The sequence below is a fragment of the Ensifer sp. Root558 genome (assembly GCF_001427045.1).
Lineage (GTDB): Bacteria > Pseudomonadota > Alphaproteobacteria > Rhizobiales > Rhizobiaceae > Ensifer > Ensifer adhaerens.
In genome coordinates this window covers 16,956-36,747 of the sequence record NZ_LMGC01000001.1, presented here as the reverse complement: position 1 = coordinate 36,747, position 19,792 = coordinate 16,956, and the positions used below count along the sequence as shown (strand labels likewise).

General features: G+C 63.8%; 23 protein-coding genes and 1 riboswitch. Of the genes, 11 read left to right on the top strand and 12 right to left on the bottom strand.

From position 1 onward, the window contains the following. Positions 1-7: 7 nt before the first annotated feature. Positions 8-310: a GYD domain-containing protein gene (locus ASD63_RS00225; protein ID WP_034792064.1), complete on the bottom strand. Its 303-nt coding sequence runs from the start codon at positions 308-310 to the stop codon at positions 8-10. Positions 311-429: 119 nt separating this feature from the next. Then, positions 430-1,098 (bottom strand): isochorismatase family cysteine hydrolase, encoded by a 669-nt coding sequence (locus ASD63_RS00220; RefSeq protein ID WP_034792059.1) that lies wholly within the window; start codon positions 1,096-1,098, stop codon positions 430-432. 136 nt (positions 1,099-1,234) lie between these two features. Here ASD63_RS00220 and ASD63_RS00215 point away from each other — a divergent pair, with 136 nt between their 5' ends. Further along, positions 1,235-2,149: a LysR substrate-binding domain-containing protein gene (locus ASD63_RS00215; RefSeq protein ID WP_034792055.1), complete on the top strand. Its 915-nt coding sequence runs from the start codon at positions 1,235-1,237 to the stop codon at positions 2,147-2,149. Here ASD63_RS00215 and ASD63_RS00210 read toward each other — a convergent pair. The 3 genes from ASD63_RS00210 to ASD63_RS00200 form a co-directional block, all read right to left on the bottom strand. Further along, complete coding sequence (locus tag ASD63_RS00210) at positions 2,143-3,828, bottom strand: alpha/beta-hydrolase family protein (RefSeq protein ID WP_060528744.1); 1,686 nt, start codon at positions 3,826-3,828, stop codon at positions 2,143-2,145. The genes ASD63_RS00215 and ASD63_RS00210 overlap by 7 nt on opposite strands. A gap of 148 nt (positions 3,829-3,976) precedes the next feature. Next, entirely contained in the window at positions 3,977-5,266 is a 1,290-nt protein-coding gene (locus ASD63_RS00205; RefSeq protein WP_034792051.1) for a mechanosensitive ion channel domain-containing protein, read from the bottom strand. 137 nt (positions 5,267-5,403) lie between these two features. Continuing rightward, positions 5,404-5,862, bottom strand: a complete 459-nt coding sequence (locus tag ASD63_RS00200; RefSeq protein WP_034792047.1) for an Lrp/AsnC family transcriptional regulator — start codon at positions 5,860-5,862, stop codon at positions 5,404-5,406. 126 nt (positions 5,863-5,988) lie between these two features. Here ASD63_RS00200 and ASD63_RS00195 point away from each other — a divergent pair, with 126 nt between their 5' ends. Beyond that, positions 5,989-7,272, top strand: coding sequence for a cystathionine gamma-synthase family protein (locus ASD63_RS00195; protein ID WP_034792023.1), 1,284 nt, complete (start codon positions 5,989-5,991; stop codon positions 7,270-7,272). Between the two features lie 140 nt (positions 7,273-7,412). Here the strand turns inward: ASD63_RS00195 and ASD63_RS00190 are convergent, their stop codons facing one another. Both ASD63_RS00190 and ASD63_RS00185 read right to left on the bottom strand, forming a co-directional pair. After that, positions 7,413-7,763: a VOC family protein gene (locus ASD63_RS00190; RefSeq protein WP_034792008.1), complete on the bottom strand. Its 351-nt coding sequence runs from the start codon at positions 7,761-7,763 to the stop codon at positions 7,413-7,415. Between the two features lie 123 nt (positions 7,764-7,886). After that, positions 7,887-8,507, bottom strand: a complete 621-nt coding sequence (locus tag ASD63_RS00185; protein ID WP_034792004.1) for a TetR/AcrR family transcriptional regulator — start codon at positions 8,505-8,507, stop codon at positions 7,887-7,889. 83 nt (positions 8,508-8,590) lie between these two features. Here ASD63_RS00185 and ASD63_RS00180 point away from each other — a divergent pair, with 83 nt between their 5' ends. Genes ASD63_RS00180 through ASD63_RS00170 form a run of 3 tightly spaced genes read left to right on the top strand, consistent with a single transcriptional unit; the run spans position 8,591 to position 10,382 of the window. Next, complete coding sequence (locus tag ASD63_RS00180; RefSeq protein WP_034791976.1) at positions 8,591-9,406, top strand: crotonase/enoyl-CoA hydratase family protein; 816 nt, start codon at positions 8,591-8,593, stop codon at positions 9,404-9,406. 50 nt (positions 9,407-9,456) lie between these two features. Further along, positions 9,457-9,819 carry a metalloregulator ArsR/SmtB family transcription factor gene (locus tag ASD63_RS00175; protein WP_060528743.1) on the top strand — a complete coding sequence of 121 codons (363 nt, stop codon included), beginning with the start codon at positions 9,457-9,459 and terminating at the stop codon, positions 9,817-9,819. Next, the gene (locus tag ASD63_RS00170; protein ID WP_034791972.1) at positions 9,816-10,382 is read left to right on the top strand and encodes an SRPBCC family protein; all 567 of its coding nucleotides are present in this window, start codon (positions 9,816-9,818) and stop codon (positions 10,380-10,382) included. Before ASD63_RS00175 ends, ASD63_RS00170 begins: the two co-directional genes overlap by 4 nt. 69 nt (positions 10,383-10,451) lie before the next feature. Here ASD63_RS00170 and ASD63_RS00165 read toward each other — a convergent pair whose 3' ends face one another. Together ASD63_RS00165 and ASD63_RS00160 are read right to left on the bottom strand one after the other, a co-directional pair. Next, positions 10,452-10,931, bottom strand: a complete 480-nt coding sequence (locus ASD63_RS00165) for an anthrone oxygenase family protein (protein ID WP_034791970.1) — start codon at positions 10,929-10,931, stop codon at positions 10,452-10,454. Continuing rightward, positions 10,928-11,758, bottom strand: coding sequence for an NAD(P)H-binding protein (locus ASD63_RS00160; protein WP_034791968.1), 831 nt, complete (start codon positions 11,756-11,758; stop codon positions 10,928-10,930). The genes ASD63_RS00165 and ASD63_RS00160 overlap by 4 nt, the downstream gene beginning before the upstream one ends. 104 nt (positions 11,759-11,862) lie before the next feature. Here ASD63_RS00160 and ASD63_RS00155 point away from each other — a divergent pair, with 104 nt between their 5' ends. The 3 genes from ASD63_RS00155 (at position 11,863) to ASD63_RS00145 (ending at position 14,028) form a co-directional block, all read left to right on the top strand. Next, entirely contained in the window at positions 11,863-12,555 is a 693-nt protein-coding gene (locus ASD63_RS00155; RefSeq protein WP_051659240.1) for a TetR/AcrR family transcriptional regulator, read from the top strand. Beyond that, a riboswitch (cobalamin riboswitch) is annotated at positions 12,554-12,816 on the top strand. (Overlaps the previous gene by 2 nt.) 40 nt (positions 12,817-12,856) lie before the next feature. Beyond that, positions 12,857-13,033 carry a CbtB-domain containing protein gene (locus tag ASD63_RS00150; RefSeq protein ID WP_034791966.1) on the top strand — a complete coding sequence of 59 codons (177 nt, stop codon included), beginning with the start codon at positions 12,857-12,859 and terminating at the stop codon, positions 13,031-13,033. Between the two features lie 197 nt (positions 13,034-13,230). Further along, on the top strand, positions 13,231-14,028 hold the full coding sequence (locus tag ASD63_RS00145; RefSeq protein WP_034791964.1) for a CbtA family protein: 798 nt from the start codon (positions 13,231-13,233) through the stop codon (positions 14,026-14,028). Positions 14,029-14,066: 38 nt separating this feature from the next. Here the strand turns inward: ASD63_RS00145 and ASD63_RS00140 are convergent, their stop codons facing one another. Continuing rightward, on the bottom strand, positions 14,067-14,915 hold the full coding sequence (locus ASD63_RS00140) for a (2Fe-2S)-binding protein (protein WP_143106227.1): 849 nt from the start codon (positions 14,913-14,915) through the stop codon (positions 14,067-14,069). Positions 14,916-14,935: 20 nt separating this feature from the next. After that, positions 14,936-16,282 carry a glucoamylase family protein gene (locus ASD63_RS00135; RefSeq protein WP_060528742.1) on the bottom strand — a complete coding sequence of 449 codons (1,347 nt, stop codon included), beginning with the start codon at positions 16,280-16,282 and terminating at the stop codon, positions 14,936-14,938. A 147-nt stretch (positions 16,283-16,429) separates the two neighbouring features. On the opposite strand from ASD63_RS00135, the gene ASD63_RS00130 reads away from it, so the two are divergent. From ASD63_RS00130 to ASD63_RS00120, 3 genes are all read left to right on the top strand, one after another. After that, positions 16,430-17,224: a DUF1194 domain-containing protein gene (locus ASD63_RS00130; RefSeq protein WP_034791962.1), complete on the top strand. Its 795-nt coding sequence runs from the start codon at positions 16,430-16,432 to the stop codon at positions 17,222-17,224. A 104-nt stretch (positions 17,225-17,328) separates the two neighbouring features. After that, a complete protein-coding gene (locus tag ASD63_RS00125; RefSeq protein ID WP_051659285.1) occupies positions 17,329-18,051 on the top strand; it encodes a GntR family transcriptional regulator in 723 nt (240 codons plus the stop codon). A 245-nt stretch (positions 18,052-18,296) separates the two neighbouring features. Further along, the gene (locus ASD63_RS00120) at positions 18,297-18,536 is read left to right on the top strand and encodes a DUF982 domain-containing protein (RefSeq protein WP_034791960.1); all 240 of its coding nucleotides are present in this window, start codon (positions 18,297-18,299) and stop codon (positions 18,534-18,536) included. A 158-nt stretch (positions 18,537-18,694) separates the two neighbouring features. Here ASD63_RS00120 and ASD63_RS00115 read toward each other — a convergent pair whose 3' ends face one another. After that, positions 18,695-19,711 (bottom strand): glycosyl hydrolase, encoded by a 1,017-nt coding sequence (locus ASD63_RS00115; RefSeq protein ID WP_051659238.1) that lies wholly within the window; start codon positions 19,709-19,711, stop codon positions 18,695-18,697. Positions 19,712-19,792 lie beyond the last annotated feature (81 nt).

Below are 19,792 nucleotides of genomic sequence, written 5' to 3'. Positions count from 1 at the left end.
ATTCCCCTCATTGTGCTGGTGAAACGCGGCCGACGATGTCGCCATAGGTCTGGCTGTCGAAGGCAGGAAGGATGAGCGGATCCACGAAGCCGTCGCGCCGCGCCGTCAGCACGTATTGCATCATCGACGCATTGTCCGGCATCTCGAAAACCTGGACGAAGTCATAGGTCCCGAGCGTGGCATAGAAGGCGACCGAGCGGCCGCCGAGCGCTGCGACCCGATCCTCGCTCACCTTGCGCCGGCTGCCACTATCGGCAAGCTCGGCCAGTCCCTTCGAGGTCAGTCGCATCAGCGAGATGTATCGTTGCATAGGGCATCATTCCGTTGAACGGTTGGCAAAAGGCTTTGGAAATGTGAGGACCGCGCCTGGAGCAATTCCAGGAGAAGCGTGAAGCGGCTTTTCGCCCGGAATTGCGCGGTGCCAGAGCGCTAGCGGGCGGCGGCCTTGGCCAGTCCGGCAATAACGGCATCACTGGTCGAGACCGTGCCGAAGATGCCGTTCTCGATCGAGATCATGTTGATCGCCGCCTCATGCGCCCACTGCTCGCCGCTGGCGCAGCAGTCTGAAATCGTCAGGCACTGGAAATTGCGGTCGCAGGCTTCGCGCAGCGTCGTATGCACACAAACGTCCGTGGTGCAGCCGGTAAAGAGCATGTGGGTGATGCCCTGGGATCTCAAGACATGCTCGAGATCCGTATAGGTGAAGGAACTGTTGCAGGTCTTGTCGATGATGACGTCGGTGTCGGCGACATCGAGTTCCGGAAGCAACTGGAAGCCGGGGCTGGAACGCAAAAGCACCTGCGTGTTCTCAAGTCCGGAGCGCTTGCGCCGCCATTTCTCGTAAGGCGTCATGTCGGCGAGATCGGCGCGGTAGCCCTGGCGCGTGTGGATGATCAGGCAGCCGGCTTGCCGTGCGGCCGCAATCACCCGGTTGACCGCGGGCACGATCGCGGCCAGCGGCGCCGGATCGTAGCCCATCGAGGCGAAGTAACCGTTGGCCGAGCAGAAGTCGATCTGCAGATCGATCACCATCAGCGCCGTCTGCGCCGGAACCAGCTTTCCATCATAAGGAAAATCAAACGGTTGTGCCTCGATCATTGTGTTCTCCCTCTCTCAGGCCCGATTCATAGGAGCAAAAATCGATTGGGAATAGCGATTTTTTATGCTTGATATTGTGCAGTCTGGCTAAACGATTTCACGCCGTGAGGGGCGCGATCAGAGCGGGAGGGCTCACGTGAAGGCGTTGCATTTCCTGCCCTATATCCGGGCGTTCGAGGCGGTCGCGCGCATCGGTTCCGTGCGCCAGGCGGCGGATGAGCTCGGCTTGAGTCCCGGCGCCGTGTCGCTGCAGCTGCGCCGGCTCTCGGAGACGACCGGCCTGACGCTGCTTGAAAAATCCGGCCGCAACATCAAGCTCACGGCCGCCGGCCGCGAGTTCGCGCAGACGGTTTCCCACGCGATCGGCAACCTTGCCGCCGCCGTGGAGGACGGCACCGACCGACGGCTCGAAAGCCACCAGCGCAAGCTGACGGTCGGCCTGCCCCCGGCGCTCGCGATTGCCTGGATGGCCGGCCTCCTCGTACAGTTCGCGGGTGCGCGCGGCGTCACCGATCTTTCGATGCGCAATTGCATCCGCGCCAGCGACGTCGTCTGGGACGATGTCGATCTCGCCGTCGTCTACGACAATCCGCCCTTCGACGGCCTGTGGTGGCAGCCAGTCAGCGACGTGAAGCTCAGGACGGTCTGCTCGCCGCTCCTCTTCCCCCGGCTTGAAGGCCCGCTGCGCGAGCGGAAGCTGCGCGACGTCACGCTGCTGCATGAGGATGACGGCCGGGAATGGACGCGCTGGTCGGCCGCATCGCGCATTTCGCTCGAAGGCAGCCGGAGCGTGCGGGTGCAATCGGTCGCGATCGCCGTCGCCTCGGCGCTACAGGGCCAGGGCATCGCGCTCGTCTCAGACGTGCTGACACGCTCCTATCTCTACGAAGGACGCCTGATCCAGCCCTTCCCGACGGCGATACCGGCCTCGGCCGGCTACTATCTGCTCTGCCCGACGGAAAAGGCGGAGGAGCCGCTGATCCAGGCCTTCGCCAACCAGATCGCCGCGCACCTGCGTGGCGAGCGGTCCGGCGACAAGCAGGCTCAGTAGCGACCCTTGAGCAGCGCCTTCAGCCGCTCGGCGTCCGCCTCGCTGACATCAGCCGGTGCCATCACCTGCATCCACGCGTCGATATAGTGCTCCGGCGCATAGACATGGCCGTAGCCGATCGGCGAGGTCGTCGCGAGCGCCATGTCGGCAAGCAACTGAAACATGGTGACGACGGGGAACCATCTGAGCGCAGGAGAGACGTCGGCACCGCGCGGCGCCTTCATCCAGTCGGGCTCGCGGTAGAAGGAGTATGGATCGAAGAAGGTGATCGGATCACTGGCATATTGCAGATAGACGATGCGGACATTGCCCCAGGTCGCGCCCGGGATGTTCAGCGCATTCTCCTGATTGGTGAAACGGATCACCGAGCCGTCGCGATAAAGCGGCCGCCATTCCGGCGAGCCCGGATTGCGGTTTCGGGTGATCTGCAGCCAGGTCTTGGTCGGGAACGGCGAGCCGACCCAGAGCGCGCCCTGGAACGGATCGCTGATGATATCGAAGGGATCGACCGAGCCTTGCGAGTTCATCGAGCCGAGGCTGAGGCCATAGAGATAGAGCTTCGGCCTTCTGTCCTTCGGCAACGTCGTCCAGTAGCCATAGACCGCATCGAAGAGCGCATCGGCAGTCTCCGCGCCATATTCCGGCTCGACCAGCAGCGACAGCCAGCTCGTGAGATAGGAATACTGCACCGCGACGCTGGCGACATCGCCCTTCAGCAGATATTCGAGCGAATCGAGGCCCGGCGGGTCGATCCAGCCGGTGCCGGTCGGCACCACGATCAGAAGGTTCGATCGCTCGAAACCACCGACGCGCTTCAATTCCTCCAGCGCGAGCTTCGCCCGCTCCTTGGCGGTCTCGGCCGAGTTGAGACCGGCGTAGACGCGCAATGGCTCTTGTGCCTCTCCGCCGAAGAAGCCGCCGATGTCCTTCGCCGTCGGACCGGAAGCGATGAACTGGCGGCCCTGGCGGCCGAGTTCGTCCCACGTCATCAGCGACGCGCTGCTGCCGGTCTTCAACGGATCGGTCGGCGGCGCGACATCCGGATCGATCAGCGCGTCCAACCGCTGGAACGAGCTGTCGGCCGCATGCAGCGCGAAGCGGAAGATGACGCCGTCAACGGCGGACCAGAACAGCGCGAGGGCGGCAACGACGGCTGCGACCTTTGCCAGCGGCCGGGTCAACACATGCTCGAAGCGGCGGGTCAGAAACCGGAAGGTCAAGCGGAACAGGCGCGCGATGAGCACGATGGCGACAAACACGAGTGCCGCGATCAGCCCGAGCTTGAACGGCTCAGCACTTTCGACCGGGTCGAGCCCCATGATCTGCCGCACCGTGTTCTGCCAGTAGGCGGTGCGCCAGAGGAAGGCGAGCGCAACCGCGGTGCAGCCGAGCGCCGCTAGCACCTTCACCGTAAGGCCTGTGCGGCCGCGGATCTCCGGCAGGTCGAGCAAGGACCACAGCCAGCGCAACAGTACGCCGATCGCATAGCCGGCGGAAAGCGACAGGCCCGAAATCACCGCCTGCACCACATAGGGCCGCGGGATGAGGCTCGGCGTCAGCGACATGGCAAAGAAGAAGACGCCGACGATGAGCCCCGTGGTCGAGAACGATGCCAGCAGCGTCGAGAGAAAACGCGGCATCGGCAACCTCGACAGCGGCGTCTGTTGAAGATGGTCCATGGCGTCGGGTCCCCACTGATGCTGGCACGGTCACCGGAACGACTGCGGGCTGTTCCGGCGCCGGCAATGTCGCTTCCCCGGCGTGTCCAGTCAATCGCCACAACCGCAAGACACCCTGACGCGAACCGGCCGACGGGCACTTCGGCCCCTAAACCCGGGTGACCTCGACCGGCGTCTTCATGATGATTTCACGGTGCGGGAACGGGATCGAAATGCCCGCCGCCTTGAACGCATCCCAGAGCGCCATCAGCACCTGGCCGCGGATGTTGGTGAGCCCGTTACTCGGATCGGAGATCCAGAACCTCAGCTTGAAATCGAGCGACGAGGCGCCGAAACCCGTCATCCAGCACACCGGCTGCGCGTAGCTGCTCGCCACCCGCGGCAGCGATGCGGCAGTCTCGATGGCGATGCGCGCCACCTCGTGCGGGTCGCTGTCATAGGAGGTACCGAAATCGACCTCGATGCGGACGAAGTCGCTGGAGAACGACCAGTTCACCACCTGCTGCGAGATGAAATCCTCGTTTGGAATGAGGTATTCCTTGCCGTCCCGGGTGATGACGGAGACGAAGCGGGAGCGCAGGTCGCGCACGGACCCGAAGGTATCGCCGAGCGTGATCGTGTCGCCCGGCTTGATGGATTTGTCGAGCAGGATGATGATACCGGAGATGAAGTTGGAAACCACCTTCTGCAGACCGAAACCGATGCCGACACCGACCGCCCCGGAAAAAACCGTCAGCGCCGTCAGGTCGATGCCGGTGGCCGATAGCGCGATTGCGCCGGCAAAGCCAATCAGCGCAATCTTGACCAGCTTGCTGATCAGAACCTTGAAGGAGGGGGTCAGGTCCGCTGACCGCTGGATCCAGTGCGACGAGACATTGCCGATCAAAACGGCAAGCCAGATCAGCGCGGCGGAGAGCACGATGGCTTTCAGGACGAGCAGCAGCGACAGGCGAACCGCACCGAGATTGATGGCAACGCCATCAAGTGTCGTCAGGATCACCCGGTCGAGCCCGACCGCATAGAGCGCAAAATAGATCCAGCCGACGACGGCGGTGACGCGCGCCAGCATCTGGTTGCGGATGATGCGTGTGAGCACCGAGATGACGAACCACGCCGCCGTCAGCGTCAGCGCGGTCGCCACCAACCAGCGATAGGACGGCCAGCCAAAGCGCAGGATCATGCCGTCGGCAATCCAGAGCCAGACGATCAGAAACAGCCACCGCAGCCGCCGCATGAAGGCGATGATGACCCGCAAAAGATCCGGATTGCCCTTGATCAGACGGGCTCGAGCCTCGACCCGCGGCTCTATTCGCTTCGCCAGTGCGCCGCAGACCAGGTAGCCGGCGACGATGACGGCGAGCTGATAATAGGTCCACTCGTTCAAAAAGACCGTCTGCAGCCAGGAAGCGGCGGCATCGAGCGCTGTTGCGAAATCCATCGTCTCTCTCCGAGAGAGCAAGGCGCCCGCCGAGCGTGTGGGACGCCCTCCTAACTCGAATCTAGGGCATCCCTGATGGTTTCAAAGCCGGATGGACGATTATCGAACCGCTTCAGAGGCTTATGGAGGGGTTGGCGCTAGACTCGCCGCTCCTTGATCGTGTTCATCACGAAACTCGTCTCGATCGAGGCGACGCATTTGAGCCTTGCGATCTTCTCCTTGATGAAACGCTCGTACTGATCGAGGCCGGCGCTCATCACCTTCAGCACGTAGTCGCGCGAGCCGGTCACCAGATGGCATTCGAGCACCTCGTCCCAGCCGCGCACCGCCTCTTCGAACATGACGATCTCGTCTTCGTGCTGGCGGCTGAGCGTGACGGTCGCAATCGCCGTCATCGTCCAGCCGTCGACTGCGGGATCGACCAAAGCCGTATAGCCGCGGATGACCCCGGTCTCCTCCAGCCGCCGTAGCCGACGCAGACAGGGCGACGCCGAGAGCCCCACCCGCTCGGCGAGCTCGTTGTTGGTCAGGCGGGCATCCGCCACCAGTTCCTTCAAAATCCTGCGATCCGTCTCGTCGGCTATTTTCTGCGCCATATCTTCTCAACTCAGCCAAATCTTTGCGCAACTCAAGGCGATCCCGCCGGAAATAGCAAGGATCGGTCCAAGCATCTGATATAATTTGCCTGTCAGTCGAGTCCGCTTCGCTTGAGGAGACAAGCCATGACCGCACCGCATCCCTCCAAAACCCACATCGGAAACCACAAGCTGCATCCTGAAACGCAGATGCTGAACTATGGCTACGATCCGGAACTGTCGGAGGGCGCGGTCAAACCTCCGGTCTTTCTGACCTCCACCTTCGTCTTCCGCTCCGCCGAAGAGGGCCGCGACTTCTTCGACTTTGTCTCCGGCCGGAAGGAACCGCCGGCGGGTGTCGGCGCCGGCCTCGTCTATTCGCGCTTCAACCACCCGAACAGCGAGATCGTCGAAGACCGTCTCGCCGTCTACGAGCGCACCGAAAGCTGCGCACTGTTCTCGTCGGGCATGTCGGCGATCGCCACGACGCTGCTCGCCTTCGTCAAGCCGGGCGACGCGGTGCTGCACAGCCAGCCGCTCTATGGCGGCACCGAGACGCTGCTTGCCCGCACCTTCCTCAATCTCGGCGTTTCCGCCGTCGGTTTTGCCGATGGCGTGAACGAGGCGGCCGTCAGCGCCGCCGCAGAAGAGGCGATGGCCAAGGGCCGGGTCTCGGTGATCCTGATCGAGACGCCGGCGAACCCGACCAATAGCCTCGTCGACGTCGCCATGATCCGCCGCGTTGCCGATGCGATCGGCAGGAAGCAGGGCCATACCCCGATCGTCGCCTGCGACAACACGCTGCTTGGGCCCGTCTTCCAGCGGCCGATCGAGCACGGCGCCGACATCTCGCTCTATTCGCTGACCAAGTATGTCGGTGGTCACTCCGACCTGATCGCCGGCGCCGCGCTCGGCTCCAAGGCGGTGATGAAGCAGGTAAAGGCGCTACGCGGTGCGATCGGCACGCAGCTCGATCCGCATTCCTGCTGGATGCTCGGCCGTTCGCTCGAAACGCTGGCGGTGCGCATGCAGAAGGCCGACGACAATGCCCGCATCGTCGCCGAATTCCTGCACGACCACCCGAAGGTCGAGCGTATCCACTACCTGCCCTTCCACGGCGAGGACACGCCGGTCGGCCGCACTTTCAAGACGCAGTGCACCGGCGCTGGCTCGACCTTCTCCTTCGATATCGCTGGCGGCCAGGAGGCGGCCTTCCGCTTCCTCAATGCGCTGCAGATCTTCAAGCTCGCCGTCAGCCTCGGCGGCACGGAATCGCTCGCCAGCCACCCGGCGGCGATGACCCATTCCGGCGTGCCGATCGAGGTGCGCCACCGCATCGGCGTGCTGGAATCGACCATCCGCCTGTCGATCGGTATCGAGCATCCCGACGACCTCGTGGCCGATCTTTCAAACGCGCTGTCGCTCGCCTGATGCAAGAGGCCGCCGGTCCAGCCGGCGGCATCCTTCGCGAGTTTGCAAGGACGCAATTCCGGACGGAAAACCGCTGCGCACTTTTCCTGGAATTCGCTCGCTTGGCTGGCGCAATTGCTTCGCACTTTTCCTGGAATTGCTCAGTGCGCCAGGATGTTGACGATATTGCCGAACGGGTCGCGCATGTAGAAACGGCGCACGCCCCAGGGCTCGTTGGTGATGTCGTAGACGATCTCGACACCGGCGGCCTTGGCTCGCTGATAGGCCCGGTCGACATCGTCCACCTCGATCGAAAGCACCGGCACCGGCGTATCGTTGCCGCCCTCGCTGGCGATGCTCACCTGTGGCATCGCGGCCTTGCCCTCGGCGGCAAAGGTCAGGATCCAGCCGTGATCCATCACCACGTCGAGTTCCAGCAGGTCGCCGTAGAAGGCGCGCGCCACTTGCGGGTCCGGGGCGTAGAGGTTTGAGACGATACGCTTGACTGTCATGGATTTCCTCCTCCGGTGAGCCGCAACGCGGCCACACCGGCGCTCAATGGTTGTTCGGCTGATAACGATACAGCCCATACTGCCCGCCAACGGCAGCCGATTGAAAGCGGAAATCGCCTCGCTTCAGAATGAAGCCGCCGCATGTTCCGATGGCGCCTTCGGGTTTGCTCCGGCAAGCGCCACCCGCACAAGCGTCGCCGCAGCCTTGCCCGCCACCTCCATGTAGTTTGGATCCCGGTGCAGCAGCACGACCGCGAAACTGCCGTCGAGCAGCAGCAGGATCTGCTTTGCCAGCACGGCCGGCTCGGCGACACCGGCTTCGGTAAAGGTCTCGGCAATCCAGGCCTCGAACTTCTTCTTGTGGGCGGCACCGATGCGGATCGCCGGATGACCGGGCATGTTGGCAAGCTCGGCGGAGGTGCGCAGGAAGCCACAGCCCTTCCATTTCGGATGGCGCGCCGCCCGCGCCAGGTTGACGAAGATCGCCTCGACCTTGTCGGCAATGTCCCCGTCGCCCGCGTCGAACCACTTGCGGAAGAGTTTCAGATTGGGCTGGTCGCGGCCTTCGAGATAGGCGGCGATCAGCTCGTCCTTGCTGTCGAAATGATAGTAGAGCGTGCGTTTGGTCACGCCCGCGGCTTCCGCCACCGCATCGACGCTGACGGCGCGGATGCCCTCGGCATAAAATAGCTTTTCCGCCGCTGCGACGATCAGCTCCCGGGTCGATTTCTCTGCTTTCGCCATCTCTCATGTATACCGACTAGTGAATATACATGGCATCTTCCCTCACCTAGCCTCTCCCCGTCAACACCTGCCGGAGAGCAACCATGTCGAACACCGTGCTGATGCAGATTTCCGAGGGCATCGCCCTCCTCACTCTCAACCGCCCAGAGAAACTCAACGCGCTGAACTACGAGCTGATCGACCGGCTCATGAGCCTTCTCGACCAGATCGAAGCGAACGACGGCGTCGGCGCCGTGATCATCACCGGCACCGGCGACCGCGCCTTTTCCGCCGGCGGCGATATCCATGAGTTCTCGGAAAGCGTGGCCAAGGGCGTAAACCCGGCCGTGCGCGATTTCGTCCGTCGCGGCCAGGGCCTGACGGCCCGGCTCGAAGCCTTTCCGAAGCCGGTCATCGCTGCCGTCAACGGGCTTGCCTATGGCGGCGGCTGCGAGATCACCGAAGCGGTGCATCTCGCTGTTGCCAGCGACCGGGCGCGTTTTGCCAAACCGGAAATCAAGCTCGGCATGCCGCCGACCTTCGGCGGCACCCAGCGCCTGCCGCGGCTGGCCGGCCGCAAGCGCGCGCTTGAACTGCTGCTGACAGGCGAGGATTTCTTGGCCGATCGCGCGCTGGAGTTGGGGCTCGTCAACCACGTCGTCGCTCATGAGGAACTGATGTCGGCCGCCCGTGACCTGGCAAAACGCATCATGGGCCACTCCCCGCTTGCAGTGCGCTCGATCATCACCGCCGTCACCCGCGGCCTCAACATGTCGATCGCCGAGGGGCTGCTGGTCGAAAGCGAACAGTTTGCCCAGATGGTGCCGACCGACGATCTTGCCGATGCGCTTGCCGCCTGGAAGGGACGGCGCATCCACGACGACCCACCGCGGCCTGGTCTCTTTTCGCGATACTTTTAAATTCAACCGAACGGTTGACAATTAGGTCGACCGAGAGGATATTCAACAATATGATTGAATATCAGAACGCACATCTCGATGCCGTGTTTCACGCGCTTTCGGACCCGACGCGGCGCGCCATGCTCCAGGACCTTTCGCAGGGCGAAAGACTGGTGGGTGAGCTTGCGGCGCCGTTCTCGATCTCGCTGGCCGCGGCATCGAAGCACATCAAGGTGCTGGAAGGAGCAGGTCTGGTGCGCCGCGAAGTGAAAGGTCGCACGCATGTGTGCCGGCTCGATGCCGCGCCGATGCATGCAGGCATGGAATGGATGCGCCACTACGAAGCCTTCTGGCGCACCCGCATCGACGCACTCGAGGCGCTGCTTCTCGCCGAAGACGCCACAATCCAAACTGATCCGGAGGAAAAGCCATGACTTCGTCTGCCACAGCCTTTGCCGGCGCCGATTACGGCCGTGTCGTCGCACCGGACGCGGTGCGCATCGAGCGCCTGCTTCCCGGCCCGATCGAGCGGGTCTGGTCCTATCTGACGGAGGAAAGCAAGCGCCGGCTCTGGATGGCGTCCGGAACGATCGGATCGAAGGAAGGGGCCGAGGTCGAGCACGTCTTCCGCCATTCGGAACTGACGACGGAGGACGATCGGCCACCGCAGAAATACGCCGAGCACGCCGGCGAGGTGCGCAATTACGGCCACGTGCTCGCCTGGGAGCCGCCACGACTACTGGCCTATACCTGGAACGAAGAGACCGGCACCCCGTCGGAGGTCCGCTTCGAGCTCAGCCCCCGCGGCGACAAGGTGCTGCTCGTCGTCACCCATAAGCGCATCGCCGACCGCGCGGTCATGACCAGCTTCTCTGCCGGCTGGCACGTACACCTCGACATATTGCGTTCTCTGCTCGAAGGCGAAAAGCCGGCAGCCTTCTGGAGCAAGTTTGCCGACCTTGAAGCGCAATACGACGCGCGTATTCCGAAGCCCTGACGGCGGGATGTGCTTGAAGGTCAAGGCGCGTGCAGGCGCCGGCAAGGATCGACTTGCCGGCGCTTTTCGTCAGGCGCGGGCGAAACCGAGAACGAAAAACGCCAGCGCGCCGATCGAGGCCCATGTGCGCACGTGGTTCCACCAGACCCAATCAGTCAGATAGCGCTCACGCCAGAGATCGGTCGCCGCCTGACCGGGGGCTGCCGCGGCGAGCGCGTCATTCATCGGCACGTTGAAGACAATGGTCACCAGCAGCACGCCAACGACATAGGCAATGCCACCGGCGGCAAGCCACCACCTGCCCTCGCCCCCCGAGATGAAGGCGACGACGACGAGCGCAAGGGCGAGCAGCGCCGTGCCCATGAAGGCGCTGAGGAAGATCGGGTTCTGGATCACGACATTGATGGCGTTCATCGCGGCGATCCCCTGCTCCGGCGGCAGCCGCGACAGGGCCTGCATGATGCAAACCGAGAAGATGAAGAACAGCCCGGCCATCAGGCCGGAACCGATCGCGGCGGCAAACGCCAGAGCGGGGATCAACGGGATCATGCGGCAAGACTCCAAACACCAGTTGCTGCGGTTTCCCGGGCGTAATCGGCAAATTCGCGCGGACGCCGCCCAAGCACGCGCTCGACATCGGACGTCATGCTGGAATTGCGTCCGTCGAGCACCGAGGTGAAGAGATAGCGGATGAGTTCGACATAGTCATCCGGCACGCCGTCCGCCTTGAGATGCGCTGCGAAGTCGGAAACCGGAATGGCCTGATAAGAGATCCGACGGTTGGCGGCCGCGGCGATCTCGGCGACGGCCTGGGCAAAGGTCATCAGGCGCGGGCCGGTCAAGGCATAGACCTTGCCGATATGCGCATCGTCCAGAAGGGCCTCAACCGCCACGTCGGCAATGTCGTCGCAACTGACGAAGGGCTCGGTGACCTCGTCCACCGGCAGGAAGACCGAACCACTCACCACGCTGTCAGCCAGGAAGCCTTCGTCGAAGTTCTCGAAGAACCAGCTGCCCCGGATGACCGTCCAGTCGGCGCCGGAGGCCTGCAGCGCACGCTCGGAGGCTTCCGCCTCGTCCTCGCCGCGGCCCGACAGGAGCACCAACCGTTTGATGCCGGTGCGAACGGCAAGGCTCGAGAACTTGGCGATGACGTCGACGGCGCCCGGCACCGCCAGATCGGGCTGGTAGCAGACATAGATGCGATCGACATTTTCAAGGGCGGGCGTCCAGGTCGCCTCATCCGTCCAATCGAAGGAAGGCGACGCCGAACGGGCGCCGATGCGGACCGCTACGCCCCGCTCCCGAAGGCGATCGGCCACCCGCCGCCCCGTCTTGCCGGTACCGCCCAAAACCAGTGTGACTTTCTGAGACATCGCTTCCTCCTGAGGTTCCACCAACAAACATGAGCATCTCTCACATTTGCAAATGTGATAAATCCTCGTATTTTAGGAGTCAAGTCAAAATGTGAGCATTACTCATGATTCCAGATGCAAGTCCCGCCACGCTTCCCGCCGACGACGAGCCTGCGCTGCGCCGGACGCCGAGCCAGAAGCGCAGCCGCGAGCGCGTCGAGCAGATCCTTGCCTGCGCGACGGCGCTCATCCAGGAGAAGGGCAGCGACGCCATGCGCATGAGCGAAGTCGCTGAAAAGGCGGGGATCTCGATCGGCTCGCTTTATCAGTACTTCCCCGACAAGGCGGCAATCGTGCGCACGCTGGCCGAGCGCTACAATGCGGTCTGCAACGAGTGCATCGCGGCCGAACTGGCAAAGGTCACGTCGATAGCCGAACTGCGCGACGCCTTCTCGCTGCTGTTCGACATCTACTACGACATGTTCCTCGCCGAGCCGGTCATGCGCGACATCTGGTCGGCGATGCAGGCCGACAAGGCACTGCGCGAGATCGATCTTGCGCAAAGCCGCGCCGGCGGAAAGCTGCTTGCCGATGTCTGGGCCTGCCTTGTGCCGGAGACGCCGCGCGAAGAGATCGACAGCGCCGCCTTCCTGATCATGCATCTCGGCGACTGCACCATGCGACTTGCAGTCTCGGTCGACCGGGCCGAGGGTGACCAGATCGTCGAAGCCTACAAACGCATGACCATCAAGGATTTTGTCGCGGATGGACCGCGCGGCGGCGCGCACTCAATTGACAACTCCATGACACAATCCTAATCATCTGGGATCGATTGGTTCCCGGGACGCGAACGTGTTTCGGGAGTAAACGGGAATGTGACGGATGGACCCAAGCTGGGCATTCAAATCACGGCCGACCCCGCGACTGTAGAGCGACGTCGATCCACCGTTCCGGAGCGATCCGGAAGAAGCCACTGGCAAGACCGCGAGAGGGCGGCCGAGCTGGGAAGGCGAGGCAGATCGAGGGCATCGAGCCCAACGCCGTGAGCCAGGAAACCTGCCACTCGATACGGGCATAGGGCCCAACCGGGAATTTCCCGATGCCATCACGGAGGTTGTCATGGCTACGTCTACCATTTCGAGCACCCCGCTCTCCCTCAGCGATCGTCTGACCGCTGGCGTCATCGCGCTCTTCATCGGCGCATTCCTCGTCTTTGGCGCCGGCCTTGCCAACTCGGCAGTGCTGCACGACACGGCGCACGACACTCGCCACTCCTACGGCTTCCCCTGCCACTGACCGATGCGCCGGAACGTGAACAACGTTCCGCATCGAACAATCTGCGGACCTGAACGCATCCGGCCTGAGCCGGATGGAGGCCTGCGTGCATCCCGGTTTTTCCGGCGCGCGAAGGCCATCCGCAGCATTGGGAAAATGGGAAGGCTCAAGGACCACGCCACAGGGCGTGGCTTTTGTCGTTATCGAGGGATTTCAAGATGATTGTCAGAACGCTTCTGGCCGCGATCGTGGCTGGATTGATTGCCGGTGTCTTCATGACCGGCGCCCAGGAACTGCGCGTCACACCGCTGATCCTGCATGCAGAAGAATTCGAAGGCGAGGCACCGGCCGCCACCGAACAGCCCGCCGCCCAGCCGGGTGCGGCACAGCCGGCCGCAGAAAACCACGACCAGCATTCGTCGCTCAAAGCCGTGTCGCCGTTCGGCGCTTTCCTCGACGCTTTGTCGCCGATCACCCCGGCCTATGCCCATGAGGGCGAGCATGAGGAAGGCGGCATCATGTTCGGCATGAGCCGCTTCTCCGGCACGCTGATGGCGAACCTCGTCACAGGTTCCGGCTTCGGCCTGCTGCTCGCCGGCGTCAGCCTGGTGATCGGCTACCCGATCACGCTCAGGAACGGCGCGCTGTGGGGCGCCTGCGGCTGGCTTGCCGTGCACATGCTGCCGGCGATCGGTCTGCCGCCGGAACTGCCGGGCTTTCCGGCAGCCGAACTCGGCGACCGCCAGACCTGGTGGCTGGTGACCGTGGCGCTCTCCGCCGTCGGCCTCTATCTCGTCGTCCTGCGCGAGGAGATCGTCTCCAAGGTCGCAGGCCTGGTGGCGATCGCAGCACCCCATGTCTACGGCGCGCCGCAGCCGCTCGATATCACCAGCAACGTTCCGGCCGTGCTCGGCGCCGAGTTTGCGGTTGCCGCACTCGCCACCACGCTTGCCTTCTGGATCGTGCTCGGCGTCGTCTCCGGCTTCATCAACGAGCGCTTCGTCAAGGCACAGTGATCACTGATCACAGATCGTCAGCAAAGCGACGGCGGGGTTCAGGTCCCGCCGTTTTGCATGAGATGCGCCGCCAGCCGCGCGCGGCGATCTTCCGGCTCCAGCAGCACGCAGGTGTCGCAGAAACTGCCCCCTTCCGTCTTGAAGTAGAGACAGCAGCCGCAACGGATCCGATACTGGCGCGACAGCTGAGCGCCGCTTGCCGGATCGAGAGCCGCGATCTGCTCGTAGCAGAGCTCCTCTGAGTAGAGCCGCGAACCCGGTCGTTTGACGATCGCCAGCGCCTCGGCCATGCCGCGCGCCTCGTCGCCGATCGCGCGGCCGATTTCCAGGAACGCGCCGGCCAGGGCATCAGCCGCGAGCCGCCATTGCGCCCCGCTCGACAGCCCTGCTCGCGCTTTCAGAACCGCAACGACGGGTGCCAGATGGGCGATGAAGCCCGGTTCGAATGCGCTGACGCCTTCGCCACCCTGGCGCTCCGTCGCCGGCGGATGCAGGCGAAAATGATAGCGCTTGCCCGCGACTTCGACGCCACGGTGAAGCCGCGTCCAATCCTCGAAACGAATGCCGGCCACCTCCGCCTGCAACCCGGCGCCGAGATGGAACGCGCCAAGGACCACGCTCAGCTGGCGGCTATAGAAGGCGATCAGATGCGCCGCCCGGATCCGGTCGGTCATGCCGACCCCGAAGAAATCCTGATAGGCGAGCCCCGCCTCAAGGCCAGCGCTGCCCGCAGCCCAGAAGTCGCCCGGCGCGCTGAAATCACTGGCCGCCGGCCCGAGCGAGACGGCAGCCTCGGGAAACTGGGCACGCAGATGGTCGGCGACGGCCAGCGCCTGCGGCGCAAACGCCGCGGTCTCCGCTGTCGGCCGGTGGTCGTTCAAGCGCATGCCGTCTCCGTCGTCCATTCTCATCCTCTGGCGCGGGATGCGGGCGGATTACCACACGCGCCTTCCCCCTCCTGCAGCCAGCCACCGTCGAAGCCCGCCCGCTCAAGGCCGAGACGGATCGCCGGCATGCTGCGCATCAGCGCCCAGCTAAGGCCGCTTTGCCAGTTCTCGATCATCATGACAACGATGCCCTGGTCAAGACCGACGACACGCGCATCGATCCAGCCCTCCGGGCCTGCGCCGGCGGCCAGGCTCGGGTTAAAGCCGCCGGGAAAGCGCCCTTCGCTCAAAAGTCCCGGATAACTGTCTGCCATATGCACGAGGGAGGCCCGCGCCGCGTCCGGCTCGAACGGCAGGCAGGCGAGCGGCGCCCAGGGCACGAGCGTGCCGTCATCAAGGCCGTAGGGTGCGCCGCGGTTCACATAGCCGAAAAGCCGCTGCTGGCGCCCATCCGCAAGCCGCAGCCGGCCGCGCGGCGCATGGCAGGCGCTCAGGCCCCACAGGTCCTCGCCATATCCGGCGAAACCGCCGGGATTGGAGCGCGCATGGTCCCGCTGCAAGGCGATGGCGCGTCGGGTATTCTCGAAATAATCCGTCCCCCGCTCCCGCATCGTCCGGTCGGAAAGCCCGCGCAGATCGAGCCAGGCCTGCGGAAAGAGATGGATGAAGAGTGGCGCCGCATGCAGATGCGGCCGGCCGTCGACGGGAATCCAGTCATGGCCCTCGGCAAAGGCCGCATAGTGCTCCGGTTCGATCGAATGGTCGGGCGCGCCGAGTGCCAGCACATAGAGCAGCAGCGCTTCGCTGTAACCCCGCCAGCGATGCTTCAAGAACCGCCCCGGCGGCCGCCAGCCCATCGTCAGCGTGTCGGCCCGATTGAGCGCCCAGCGCCAGTCCACCCGCGCATAGAGCCGATCGGCAAGCGCGCGGATCTCGCATTCGTCCGCATCCCTACCGGAAAAATATGCAGAGGCGGTCAGGCAGCCGGCGATCAGCAGCGCCGTATCGACGGTCGAAAGCTCGCTCTGCCAGGTGCGCTCGCCGGTCCGCATGTCGAGGAAGTGATGGTAGAAGCCGCGATAGCCGGTCGCCTGCCGGTGGCGGGACTGCGGGCTTTGGACAAGGAAGCGCAGGGTCGTCACCACCCGCCGCGCGGCATCGCTGCGCGAGAGCCAGCCGCGCTCGACGCCGATCGGATAGCAGGAAAGGCCGAAGCCGGTCGCAGCGATGCTCGCCGGCGCGCCCGGCAACGCGGTGTCGGCGATCAGTCCGGTGACCGGATCCGAATGTTCGAGGAAATACCCGAACGCCGCCTGCTGCAATCGATCGATCTGAAATCGCTCAGTATTTTCCGTACGCTGCGGCATTTCGCCTTTCCTGTCCGACATCCGGCCTCATGCAGGACCCGGCAAAATCACTCTTTAGTGAAGGCCAACTACACCCAAACGGTCGCCGAAATCCAATCTTGTGTTACAGTCTTCTAATCTGACCGCGCGCAATGACTGGTTGAAGCGATGTTGAGCGTGTTGGCGTTACTCCTTTCATTGAGTGGTGGCCCGAGCCCATCGACCGCCGAGGCGACGAATGTCGACGTCGAACTGATCCTGGCGGTCGACATGTCCGGCTCGATGGATCTCGACGAGGCCCGCATCCAGAGGGCCGGCTATGTCGAGGCACTCCGGCATCGCGACTTCCTTGATGCGGTCGAAAGCGGCCAGCTGGGCAAGATCGCCATCGGCTATTTCGAATGGGCCGGAACGGTGAACGAGTCCTCCGTTGTCGCCTGGAAGGTCATCGACAATGCCGCCGACGCCGACGCCTTCGCCAAGCTGATCGAAGCGCGGCCGGTCGGCACACGCCGCGGCACCTCCATCTCCAACGCCATCACCTATGGCACGGCGCTGATCGATTCCAACGCGTTCAGCGGCGTGCGAAGGGTCATCGACATCTCCGGCGACGGGCCGAACAACATCGGCCCGCCGGTGCTTCCAGCCCGCGAGATCGCGATCACGCGCGGCATCACCATCAACGGGCTTGCCATCCTCATCCGCCCGTCGGTTTCGACCGGCCCGCTTGACCAATATTATGCCGAATGTGTCATCGGCGGCCCCGGCTCCTTCGTGCTGCCGGTGCACGAGCCCGAAGATTTCTCCATCGCGATCCGCCAGAAACTGGTGCTCGAAGTCAGCGGCCTGCCACCACCGCCGACCATACGCTATGTCGATGCCTTCCCGGCGCCCGATTGCCTGATCGGCGAGAAATTGCGACCGGGCTTCCTCGACCGGGTCTATCCGGAGCTCGACAAGTAGCCTCGCTCGACCTGACGATGCCCCCGCAACCTTTGCGCGTCAGATTGTCGTTTCCCTTCGCTTCGTCCGACGATAAGATGGCGCGTTGCTTCGCGGATCGATTCATGTCCTTGACCACCACGCCCCATCAGGCCGAACTGGCCACAGACCCGACCACCGACACCGGCAGTCAGCACATCCGCGATACATTGCGCGATGCGATCGTCGAGCGGCGGCTTGCGCCTGGCACGAAGCTTTCGGAAAGCGACGTCGGCGAACTCTTCAACGTCAGCCGAACGCTGGTGCGCGCCGCCCTGCAGGCGCTGTCCTATGAGGGCCTCGTCAACGTCGAGAAGAACCGCGGCGCCTTCGTTGCGCACCCTTCGATCGACGAGGCGCGCCAGATCTTTGCGACCCGCCGGCTGATCGAACCCGGCGTCGTGCGCGCCGCCGCCGCCCAGATCGGCAAGGCGGAGCTTTCCGAACTCAGGCGCATGCTGGCAGCCGAGCGCCAACTGACCGAACAGCGCGGTCAATCGGCCCGTCGTGCGGAAATCAAGGCATCGGGCGATTTCCACCTGGCGCTTGCCGACCTCTCGGGCAACACCATTCTGCGCCGCTTCATGGACGAGCTCGTCGCCCGCTCCTCGCTGGTCATCGCGCTTTACGGACAATCGACCGTTTCGAGCTGCGGCCACAGCGAACACGACGAGATCGTCAACGCGATCGAGCGTGGCGACATCGACGCGGCCGCGCGGCTGATGATCCACCACATCGACCATATCGAAGCCGACCTCGACCTGCGCGTTCTGAAGTCGACCGACCTCAAGGCAGCGCTGGAACTCTAGTGCCGCCACCTGCGCCGGGCCTGGATTTTCAAAACTTTTCAACACCGGTCCGAGCTCGATGGAGCTCCCCGCCGCACCTCCCTTCGTCCGCCGTCGGCAAAAGCGACGCAACCAAAAGATCAGGTTCGCAAAGCCGGAGAGAACTCGCCTGCCGTCAGCGCGAATAAAATCGGTCGACAACATGGAACCATCCCGCTGCTCTCGCGTTGCCCTCTCGCTCGAAAAGACTGTGAACGAGGAATGCAATGAGCGAGAAACTCTTTCCCACTCCCATCCCCCTGAAACTTTCGGCACGACGGCAGACCGTGGTCAGAACGGTGTTCGAAGCCGTGGAACTGCTCAGGCAGTGGCCGGGCCGTCGTGGCCGGGAATATCGCGCAGCCCTCAGACGCTGCCTGGATGCGCTGGATGGATTGACGAGTACGGACCGGGCGAGCCGCTGCTTTGCCGCAGCCGCCCGGGAATCGGGCCTGTTGCTGGCCTGATCCGGGCGACCGGGATGATCCGGAACCGCAAAGGTGATCCGGGATATCAAGGGCTCGGAGTTTGAAGCTTTCACGATGCGCCGAAGGACGATCGGCGCATCGCCCCGACCGAAAGCACCTCAGCTGCGATCAGCAAGATTTCATGCCACGCGCGGCGATCAGTCGGCGAGTTCGGCCGCTTCCTTCGGTCCACGGTCGGCAAGCGCCTTGAGCGCCGCCTTGTCGAGCCGCCAGTCCGGCGCGCCGTAACCGAGCGGCCACTTGTACGGCTCCTTGTCGTTGAAGAAGACGACGGTCGTCAGAAGCGGGAAGGCCTGGCGGTAGGTCTGCTGATCCAGGATTTCGGCATACCATGCACGCTTGTAATCGGCCGAGCCGGAGACCCCGAGTTCGGCAACGATCACGGGCTTGCCGTAACGCGAAACGCGCTGGTACTTTTCCTTGAGCGCTTCGCCGAAGCGACGCTCGCGGCCCCAATAGTCGACGTCCATCTTCTGCAGGCCCCAGACCGGGATGCCGATCGCATCGACGACATCGTCGCCCGGATAATAGGCCGCGAGATTGCGATGGCCCTTCGGCGACCAGACGTAGCGGGCGGCCGGCGCGAGTTCCCGGCACTTGCTGACGAAGTAGCGGAACGCCGTCTTGTAGCCTTCGCTGTCGCGCCGCGCCCAGGGATAGCGCTCGCCGGGCTCTTCCATCTCATGGCCCCAGCGAATGTAGACCGGCCCGCGGAAGTCGGCGGCGCGCGTGCAAATATCGGTAATCTCGCGATCGAAGCGGCCCTTGCCGATATCGGCAAACAGCCGGTTGCCGCCGGCGCGCCAGTCGGCGGCATGGGTATAGGGCTCGACCGAAAGCATCAGCGCCCGCCCCTGTCGCGCGGCATTTGCGAACTTCCGTTTCAGCTGCGCCCGATCCGGCTTCTGCCAGTAGACGAAGACATGCTCGAGTGTCAGCGCGTCGCTGGATGCGACCGCATCATGCGGATCGTAAACACCGATTTCGACCGTGCGTGTTTCCCGCTCCCTTGCCTCAGGCGTGATGGCGGCGGTCGTCAGCGACCGGTCGATACCATCTACGGGATCCTGCGCGCGGCCCGGCGTGACACCGGCAACCGCCAGAAGCGCCAGCGCGCCAGCACCGAGGACCGATCTTGGGACAGCAATAGGCAACGATTTTCTCCGGCGTGCCACATCTGGCACCGCATAAAACCAGACATGGCTTGCTGCGCGCTGGAAGCCGGTGCGATCGCG